Source organism: Vibrio sp. 779(2023) (genome assembly GCF_033344285.1).
Lineage (GTDB): Bacteria > Pseudomonadota > Gammaproteobacteria > Enterobacterales > Vibrionaceae > Vibrio > Vibrio alginolyticus.
The window spans coordinates 1-1,939 of record NZ_JAWPOM010000056.1 but is presented as its reverse complement, the minus strand read 5'-3'; the positions used below and the strand labels follow the sequence as shown (position 1 = coordinate 1,939).

Here is a 1,939-nt window from a genome sequence, read left to right as displayed (position 1 = left end):
ATTGAAATTGCGCGTATACATTACTGGTGGCGGTTGTAGCGGCTTCCAATACGGCTTTACTTTCGATGAGAACGTAAATGACGGTGATACAACCATCGAAAACAGTGGCGTAACACTGGTTGTTGACCCGATGAGCCTGCAATACCTGATTGGTGGCATTGTGGATTACACCGAAGGGTTGGAAGGCGCTCGCTTCTTCGTTAACAACCCGAATGCAACAACCACATGTGGTTGTGGTGCATCATTTAGCGTGTAATTGACACGATCACAGGCAGCCAATTGGCTGCCTGAGTTTTACGTCGCAGGATGTCACGTAAACATGCTCTCAGCGCTCCGCAGGAGAGAATAATAAAAAGGACTTTGTATGTCTGGAACTTCGTTTGGGCGACGTTTTGTCGAACGTCCGTGGCTAGTATCTCTCATCCTTATTTTGCTACTTGTTGCTTGGTTGGCTGCAGGGCAGCTCAAAGCACAAGGTGACCACACCTCATCCCCATCTCTCCAATCTGAAAACACGCCCTTAGCTAAGGTGATGTTTGATACTTTCACCGCAAAACCTACCAGTAAAACGATAGAACTTTATGGCCGAACCGCACCCAATCGCCAAGCTCGTCTTGGTGCAGAAGTGGCCGGCAAAATTGTCAGTCTCAACATTAATAAAGGGCAACTTGTTAAGCAAGGACAAGTGATTGCTAACATTGATAAGCGGGATTTGGACAGTCAGCTCAAACGCGCTCAGGCCATGCTGCGAGTGAAAGAAAAGGAGTTTAATGCCGCAAAATCGCTCAAAAGCAGGGGGTTACAAGGCGAGGTGGCCTTTGCGACTGCGGAAGCCGCGTTAGTCGATGCAAGAGCGAACCTCAATAATGTCCAAACCGCTGTCAAGAATACCGAAGTTAAAGCGCCCTTTGATGGCATTGTTGATCATCATTTTGTCGAAGTGGGTGACTTTGTCGGTGTGGGTGATCCAATAGTGACAGTGATTGATTTAGAGACTCTGGTCATTGAGGCCGACGTTAGCGAGCGCCATATCCAGTATCTTAAAGAAGCTCTTCAAGCGGATGTCAGAACTATCAATGGTCAGCATCACTTGGGGACTTTACGTTATATTGGTCGTGTTTCTTCCGTATCGACCAATACGTTTCCGATTGAAATCGAAATAGATAATCGTAATTCGTTCATCCCTGCGGGGATCAGTGCGGAAGTGCAGCTCCCTTTGAATGAAGTGCTAGCGATTAAAATTACCGCTGCAATGTTGGCGTTAGATGAAGAAGGGAATTTAGGTGTCAAAACACTGCAAGATGAACACGTTAAGTTTGTTCCTATCCAGTTAGTCAAAGCAGAAGAAGATGGCGTTTGGTTATCTGGGCTTGGCGAGCAAGCGGACATCCTTGTATTAGGGCAGGGGTTTGTTCGTGATGGCGATACCGTGATTGCGAATAAAGTCGGTGATGTCGCTGCCGATGCGGCCGAAAAATAGGGAGGCAGCATGTTTAGCATAATTGACGCTGCGTTATCCCGATCAAGAACGATGTTGACCTTGTTGGTGATGATCCTCATCGCAGGGGTCATTACTTACGTCACCATCCCAAAAGAATCTAGTCCCGATATCACTATTCCTATCATTTACGTCTCTGTGGGGCATCAAGGTATTTCTCCAACTGATGCTGAGCGTTTACTGGTTCGTCCTATCGAACAAGAACTGCGCTCAATTGAAGGGGTGAAAGAGATGACATCGGTTGCCTCCGAAGGCCACGCTTCAGTCACTTTAGAGTTTAGCGTCGGCGTGGATCTCGATAAAGCGATGGCGGATGTTCGCGACGCGGTCGATCTGGCGAAACCTAAGTTACCTGCAGACAGTGATGAACCTACGGTCAATGAAGTCACTTTTGCTTCAGAGGAGCCTGTTTTAACTGTTGTGCTTTATGGCACGGTGCCA

At 47.5% G+C, this 1,939-nt stretch carries 3 protein-coding genes; all 3 read left to right on the top strand.

The genetic code is table 11. The features are described 5' to 3' along the window. On the top strand, positions 1–256 hold a 256-nt coding region (gene erpA, locus R8O70_RS24785; protein WP_318184410.1), incomplete at its 5' end, for an iron-sulfur cluster insertion protein ErpA. A 108-nt stretch (positions 257–364) separates the two neighbouring features. Beyond that, positions 365–1,480, top strand: coding sequence for a multidrug efflux RND transporter periplasmic adaptor subunit VmeJ (gene vmeJ, locus R8O70_RS24780; RefSeq protein ID WP_318184409.1), 1,116 nt, complete (start codon positions 365–367; stop codon positions 1,478–1,480). A 9-nt stretch (positions 1,481–1,489) separates the two neighbouring features. Next, positions 1,490–1,939 (top strand): efflux RND transporter permease subunit (locus R8O70_RS24775; RefSeq protein ID WP_318184408.1); only part of this gene is annotated, 450 nt, incomplete at its 3' end.